Below are 7,645 nucleotides of genomic sequence, written 5' to 3' on the forward strand. Positions count from 1 at the left end.
TAATGTATTAAAAGCAGAATTTTGCAAGACATTGCAATAATAAATTAACTGCGTAAATATATTATGCTATATTCTATAATCATAAATGGAGGACATGAAAATAGCAATAGTCGCTATAACAAAAAATGGAAGTAAAATCAGCAAAAAGATATCTGAAAATATTCCATCGGTTATTTTTGCAAATCCAAGATCACAGCCTATTGCAAATTCTATAAAGTTTAATTTAATCAAGGAAATTAAAGATGAACTCTTTACAAATTATGATATAATCATATTTATAATGGCACTTGGCGCAGTTGTGAGAACTATATCACCGTACTTAAAAAATAAATTTGAGGATCAGCAGATAATAGCAATAGATGATTCAGGCAAATTTGTAATACCAGTAATTGGTGGGCATCACGGTTCAAACGCAATGGCAAAAAAGCTTGCAAATATATTGAATGCCATTCCTGTAATAACAACCGCTTCGGAACTAAATAACGTTCTATCTATTGAGACTATAGCTGAAAAATATAAGATGCATATAAAAAACACTCAAAATATTGCAAAAATATCAGGCGATATTATTTCAGGTGATGGTGTAAATATAATAAATAAAACTTACATTAAAATTCCTGAACTAAAAAATTCTGGAACAGGCAACAAAATTATAATATCATATGAAAAAGAAAATGATGAAACAGGAATAATAATGGTTCCTGAAGTTTTTGATATTGGAATTGGATTTTCCAGTGATGCTTCATATTCTGATTTGAAACATGGAATAAATAAAGTATTTGAAAATCATGGTTTTTATATTGATGCAATAAGATCTCTCTCTACTATAGACATAAAGAGGGGAAATGCAGGCATGAACCTTCTTGCTGAAGAACTTAAATGCCCTATAAACTATTATACTGCTGAAATATTAAATAAAAACTCAGTTACAAAATCCACTGCAGTATATAATGCCACCGGAGCGTATTCGGTTGCCAATGCTGCAGCCAGAATTGCATCATCGGGTGGCAAAGAGCTGGTAATTAAGGAAATTATTAATAACGTTACAGTATCGGTGTTTCTTCATGGGAACTAATGGCATAATGATTGCTGCACCATCCAGTGGTACCGGAAAAACTACAGTGTCAACTGGAATTATGAAAGCACTTACAGATCTTGGCTTTAAAGTACAGCCATTCAAAGTTGGCCCTGATTATATAGACCCGGGATTTCACCGGTTAGCAACTGGAAATAAATCATACAATCTTGACACTGTTATGGGGAATTCAAATACAGTAAAAGAAATATATTACCATAATTCTGCCGGCAAAGACATATCAATAGTAGAAGGTGTTATGGGCCTTTTTGATGGTAAATCATGGGATTCTAACAAAGGAAGCTCATTTGATATATCATTGATTCTGAATCTTCCAGTAATAATGGTAATAGATATATCTGCATCAGGAAGAAGTGCTGCGGCTCTTGTCCAGGGATTCAAAAGCTTTGACAGGAGATTAAAGCTTAAAGGGATAATACTGAATAGAGGAGGTTCTGATTTTCATTGCAATATGGTTGAAAATGCCATTGAGAAAATTACGGGGATCAAAGTTGTAGGTTGCATTAAAAAGGATAAAACTTTGAAAATAGATTCCCGGTATTTAGGCCTGGTGACAACAGCTGAAAATAAAATGGATAAAAATTATCTGAATAATATATCATCTATAATAAAAAATAACATCGATATTAATGAAATAATAAAAATAGGATCAAGCAACGTTCCAGATAAAAAATATAAGCCAGTGATTTATAATTATAAAATAAAAGAGAAATGCAAAATAGGAATAGCATATAATAAAGCTTTTACCTTCTATTATAATGAAAATCTGGAACTTCTTGAAAAATATGGAGCAAAAATAGTTTATTTTGATCCGTTTAAAGATGCATTTCCGGATGTGGATGGAATATACATTGGTGGTGGATATCCTGAACTTTATGCTAAAGAACTTTCCAGTAATAAGCAATTGCTATTGCAAATAAAAGGGAAAATAGAAGATGGAATGCCTGTATTCGCCGAATGTGGTGGATATATGTATTTATCAAGGTCAATAAATATTGATGGAAAAGAATATTCTATGGTAGGATCAATACCTGCAAAAACAAATATGGAAACCCTTTCTCTTGGCTACAGGGAAATTCGGCCAGCTTCTGAAATCCCGTTTTTAAAAAATAATGAGAGAATCATCGGACATGAATTTCATTATTCCCGAATAGTTTTTGATGAAGGCCATGATGAGGCATACAAATTTCAAAATGGCAATTCTGATGGTTATGCATATAAAGAGCTTGTTGCAGGCTATGCCCACTTATATTTCCCTTCCAACCAGAATTTTGCCAAAAGATTTGTAAAAAGTAGCACTGATTACAGAAAATCCAGAACAGTGGAATAATATATAATTAAAACATATAGAAATATGGATAATAATTTTATAATTCCAGAAGATAAAACACTTGTAAACCTTTCAAGCGATATATTCAGCCACTTTGGATTAAAAACAGAATCAGAAGGCATTGGCCTGAATTATAGAAATAAAAAACTGTGTTTTATTTTACTGGATGGACTTGGCTGGAACATATATAAAAGAACAGGCATTAAATTCAAAAATGAAATTAAAGGTACATCCGTATTTCCTTCTACAACATCAAATGCTTTATCATCATTCTTTTTGAATAAATATCCAGGACAGCACGGAATAATAGGATATCAATTGTATATAAAGCAGGTTGGTGCAATAGTAAACATTCTTGGCTACACATCATCTGCAGCATATATGCGCGATTCCATGGAAAGGGCATACCCCATGAGCACCATATTCAATTCAGAATCAAAAATAACATCATTGAACAGGGCAGGTTATTCCACTGTTAATATCATTCCTGGATTTATTAATAACACATCGTTTTCAAATCTTTTATATGGAAAAAATGGAACGGATACATTTTCAAATATTTTCCACAGCTTCTACGTTCTTGAAGAAAACTTAAAAAGCAAAAAAGATTTCATATCATTTTACCTGCCGGAAGTGGATCAAATTGCACATAAGCTCGGGCCTTACAATGATAATACGGTTGAAACTGCAAGATATATACTTCAGAGGCTTTCAGCTATCATGGAAAAATATCCCGATTATGACTTTGTAATAACAGCAGATCATGGCCATGTTGAGGTTGAAAATACTGTAAATATGGGAAATGATTCAGAATTAATGAATATATCCATACTTCCTCCATATGGCGATTCAAGAGCCTTATTCCTTGAAAACAGCAAAGAAATCAAAGAATATATGGAAAAACACTATAATGGCCTGGAACTTGTTGTTAAAGGAAATAATGAATACTCTAAACTATTAGGGAAAATAGACGAAAGAACTTTGCCAAATCTACCCGGATTAATAGGCATATCCAAAAATAATGATATATACCATTTCCCATTAAATCAGAGAAAATATACAATGAAAGGTGCACACAGCGGACTACTGCAGGATGAAATGGAAATTCCGGTAATCGTTGCCTGACGGGTTGAAATTGAATTTATATATTTTAATATTTAATATATAATGCGAATTTGTATTGTTTCGTTTTAGAAAACATTTATTTATATATATTTAATTACCAAACAATGCAAGAAACACCAATGTCTAAAAGATCAATAAACATTACAATAGCCTTAATGGCTTTCTCTGGTCTGCTAATAATATATGTAGAAACAATGATTGTTCCTGCAATTCCAACATTCATTAAAGATTTTCATACCACATATACCAATGTTTCATGGATTCTTACTGCTTATATTATAAGTGGTACAGTATCTGCAGCCATTTTCGGCAAAGTTGCGGATATAGTGGGCAAAAAGAAGATTTTTTTAATTCTTGGAATAATTTATACTGTAGCTGTATCCTTTGGTGGGTTCACGCATACGCTGGATGAGTTAATAGCAGTACGTGCAGTTCAGGGCCTTGGCTTTGGAATGATACCCATAGCCTTTGCAATCATAAATGACGTAGTGCCAAGAGAGAAACTGGCACTTGCCCAGGGAATTATGAGTGCTACCTTTGCCATAGGTTCAGGAATAGGGCTTGTTCTTGGTTCCTATATAACTGAAACACTGGGCTGGCAATGGGATTTCCATACTGCTATACCTGTTGCAATAATCTTATTAGTTCTCGTATATATTTATGTTAAAGAAAATACTGTAACTGGAAAACAGAAAATTGATTTTGCCGGCGTGGCAATGCTTGGAACTGGCCTTGTGCTTCTTATATTCGGATTGTCAGAAGGGCAGCATTATGGGTGGTATTCCCATCTTATAATTGGAATATTCATTCTGTCATTCGTTCTTTTTGTAACTTTTACCTATTTTGAAAGCCATTACAAATACGCTTTTATAGACATGAAGCTTTTAAAGAAGAGAAATATATTTTTAGCAAATATAGTTGGCTTATTTGCAATGGCTGCTATGTATTTTCTCTTTTTCACTGTACCAACCCTTTTGCAAGACCCATCACCAAGTGGATTTGGAAAGACTGTTTTTATTTCAGGGGTTATCTTATTCCCTGCCACCATTATGAATATGATATTCGCACCTGTTGCGGCAAAAATCATAAAAAAAAGAAGCGCAAGATTATCCATATTAATCGGTTTAACTGTTGATGTTATAGGCTTTGGACTTTTATACATGTACAGGGCTACAATACCAGAAATACTTGTAGATACAATGTTTGTCGGTGCTGGAATATCAATGATGCTTGTTGGCATTATCAATGTATTATTAACATCAACTCCCAGAGAAAAAGCCGGTGAGGCAACCGGCATGAATACTGTATTCAGAGATATTGGCATGTCTATTGCTCCTGCTGTTGGAGGAGCCCTTGAAACTATGTATACAGTGAAGGTAACAGTGGGAGTAACAGTAATTGACGGTATTCTGTACAAAATCCAGGAACCATTTCCTGACGCTACTGCATATAATTATATATACTTGATAGGAGTTATATTTGTAATTTGTGGATTTATATTCACCGCATTAATTAAGAAAAACAGTGCAAAAAGTTAATTTCCTATCATAAAACCTTAAATATGCATTACTCTTGAATGTTTATGGTTGAAACCGAATATCTAAGGAGAAATTCACTTGGAGGATTCAGGCTTGTATGGCAGGCAATGGGAACTTTATCTGTTGCCGCTGATGCTGCATATTTATTAACGGGAGTGGTAGAATTTGCACTTGGTGCAACTCCACTGGCACTATTACTGGGTGTTTTCGCATATTTATTTATAATGAATACCGGATACCAGTTTTCGAAGCATGTTAATTCAGCAGGATCGTATTATACATTTGCGGGTAAAGGGCTTGGAGGCATTGCCGGAACATTCCAGGCATGGAATATGGCGTTTTATGGTCTCATAGGTTACGGAAGTTTTGGCTTTTTAGGCCTTGCAGCCTTTATCACCCTTCTTGACCCTACATATAAAGGAATATTATTCTGGCTTCCAGTAGCATTTTTTGCAGCATTAATTTCATTTATATTTACACACAGAGGCATGAAAATATCAACAGATTATCAAATAGCAGGAGGAATTATAGAGGTTGCAGTTTTGCTTATCGGTTCTGCCATGATAATAGTCAATGCCGGAAAGCTGAATACACTTGCAGTATTCGGGACAAAATATGTTACAGGGGCTTCTCAGCTTCTTTTTGCCATGATTTATTCCATGATTTTGTATTTCGGCACAACAGTTTCAATAACGGCAATGGGGGAGGAGGCAATAACACCACAAAAAACTATAAAAAAGGCACTGATTGGAACAGTTATACTCTCGGGCATAACTCTAATAATAGTATCATACGCTTTTACCATTGGCTGGGGGCCATCTGCCATGGCATCATTTTACCACAGTGCTGACCCCGGCGTTATACTCTTCAGGCGGTTAAATCCAGTTATCTATATTTTGCTTGTCCTTGTTACTGTCAACAGCTTCATGGGATACAATATATCTGTCAGCAATGCCGATTCGAGAATATTTTACAGTTTTGCTCGAGATGGCATTCTCTTCCTTCCGGAAAGTATCGCAAGAATACATAAAAAGTATAAAACACCATCAAATGCCGCACTTGTTATATTTATATTATCATTTGTAATAGCTGTGATTTTCGGAGTATTATTTGGCCCCGTTGCTGGTGGTCTTATGATGCTACTGATAAATGCATATGCAGCATATACTGAACATATTATCGCATCAATATCTTTGCCTATAATGATGAGGCGTTTGCATAAACTTAAAATCATAGAGCATGTGATAATTCCGGTTATTGGAATATTAATACTTGTTATTATAATGGTAGGAACCCTGCTTTCTCCAGGGAAGTATCCTGATAATATAGCTGTTTATATTGGGGTTTCCTGGATTCCAGTAGCCGGGCTTTTAACCTTTATTGAATATAAAATACATCCTGATAAAGTCAGGAATGCTGCTAAAATGTCAATAGAAGAAGAGGCTCTGGAGCCGAAATAATAATTTCAATTTAGAGCTTTATTTTTCAATTCCATCATTTTTATATTTTTATTTGAAGCAAACAGCAGAAATATTACTAATGGAACAAGAGCTAAAAACATATATCTGAATCCAATAAGATTTTCCACAAGGCCACCAGCAGAAGGAGTTACTATTCCAATTGCCATCATTATGGAGAAAAAGTAACTGTTTGCCATATTCCTGTATGACATGTCAAAAGTTCTGCTAATTGATACAATTGATAAAGGATACGTTATGCCATGAGGTATTCCAAGCAATAAGTATGCAATAATATATATTAGGGCAGTTGTTCCAAGAAATAGAAATATTATGCCTGTTATTGTGATAATCATTGCAGTTCCAATGTAATGCCAGAGGCTTTCAGGAGCTCTGTAAGATATAAAAAGCCGTGCTGAAAAAGATACCAGGAAAAAACCGGTAAATAAAAGTGAAACATCGGAAAGGCTTAGTTTTAATACGCTTTTTGCGTATATTCCACCAAATGTAATTAGCAATGCAAATATTATATTATATGCAAGAATTGCATAAAGTGAAACTTTAAATCCAGGTTCCTTAAAAACATTAATTTTTGTTTTCCTGATCTCATCCTTTTTGTCTGGAAATTTCAAAAACGGAGAAAGAACGGAAGCAACAATTCCAAATGGCACGAAAAATAGGAATATAATTCTGAGTGGCTCAAATGTTAATATATAAGATTCAAAGGCAGGCCCGGCAATAAGGCTAACGCTTAATGCAAGTGTATATATTCCAAGAACTCTTTCTCTTTCTTTTTTATCAGTAATCATTCCGGCAGATGTAATGATATTGGGCATAATTGCACCAAAGGCAAGACCCGCAACAAATATAAAGATCCATACTGATATATAATTTGAAAACTCCATTAGCCCAAGAATTACTGTAAATGCAACATTAGAAAAGATAAATAAATACCTTCTAGGCCTTGAGCTAAGGTGTGAATTTATTAAAGCAGTTGTAATAAAAGTTGCAAGTGCCATTACAGACTCGGTTAATCCAACCTCAATTTGATTGAACTGCAAATCATATTTGGAGAAAAGTGAGATGGTAGTCATCATCA

6 protein-coding genes are annotated in these 7,645 nt (G+C 34.2%); 5 read left to right on the plus strand and 1 reads right to left on the minus strand.

Annotated elements, in window-relative coordinates:
- Positions 1 to 85 precede the first annotated feature (85 nt).
- From WKI77_RS06705 to WKI77_RS06725, 5 genes are all read left to right on the plus strand, one after another.
- Positions 86 to 1,075, plus strand: a complete 990-nt coding sequence (locus tag WKI77_RS06705) for a cobalamin biosynthesis protein (protein WP_337861057.1) — start codon at positions 86 to 88, stop codon at positions 1,073 to 1,075.
- Entirely contained in the window at positions 1,065 to 2,426 is a 1,362-nt protein-coding gene (locus WKI77_RS06710) for a cobyrinate a,c-diamide synthase (protein WP_337861058.1), read from the plus strand. The genes WKI77_RS06705 and WKI77_RS06710 overlap by 11 nt, the downstream gene beginning before the upstream one ends.
- 24 nt (positions 2,427 to 2,450) lie before the next feature.
- On the plus strand, positions 2,451 to 3,551 hold the full coding sequence (locus WKI77_RS06715) for an alkaline phosphatase family protein (RefSeq protein WP_337861059.1): 1,101 nt from the start codon (positions 2,451 to 2,453) through the stop codon (positions 3,549 to 3,551).
- 104 nt (positions 3,552 to 3,655) lie between these two features.
- Positions 3,656 to 5,089, plus strand: coding sequence for an MFS transporter (locus WKI77_RS06720; RefSeq protein ID WP_337861060.1), 1,434 nt, complete (start codon positions 3,656 to 3,658; stop codon positions 5,087 to 5,089).
- 44 nt (positions 5,090 to 5,133) lie between these two features.
- On the plus strand, positions 5,134 to 6,549 hold the full coding sequence (locus WKI77_RS06725; RefSeq protein ID WP_337861061.1) for an APC family permease: 1,416 nt from the start codon (positions 5,134 to 5,136) through the stop codon (positions 6,547 to 6,549).
- Positions 6,550 to 6,554: 5 nt separating this feature from the next.
- On the opposite strand, the gene WKI77_RS06730 is transcribed toward WKI77_RS06725, so the two are convergent.
- A partial coding sequence (locus tag WKI77_RS06730) for an MFS transporter (RefSeq protein WP_337861062.1) occupies positions 6,555 to 7,645 on the minus strand: 1,091 nt, incomplete at its 5' end.

Source organism: Ferroplasma sp. (genome assembly GCF_037442045.1).
Lineage (GTDB): Archaea > Thermoplasmatota > Thermoplasmata > Thermoplasmatales > Thermoplasmataceae > Ferroplasma.

Bases quoted from the DNA above. Each gene is read 5' to 3' on its own strand.
- WKI77_RS06705 (WP_337861057.1), top strand. From the start codon at position 86: ATGGAGGACATGAAAATAGCAATAGTCGCTATAACAAAAAATGGAAGT.
- WKI77_RS06710 (WP_337861058.1), top strand. From the start codon at position 1,065: ATGGGAACTAATGGCATAATGATTGCTGCACCATCCAGTGGTACCGGA.
- WKI77_RS06715 (WP_337861059.1), top strand. From the start codon at position 2,451: ATGGATAATAATTTTATAATTCCAGAAGATAAAACACTTGTAAACCTT.
- WKI77_RS06720 (WP_337861060.1), top strand. From the start codon at position 3,656: ATGCAAGAAACACCAATGTCTAAAAGATCAATAAACATTACAATAGCC.
- WKI77_RS06725 (WP_337861061.1), top strand. From the start codon at position 5,134: ATGGTTGAAACCGAATATCTAAGGAGAAATTCACTTGGAGGATTCAGG.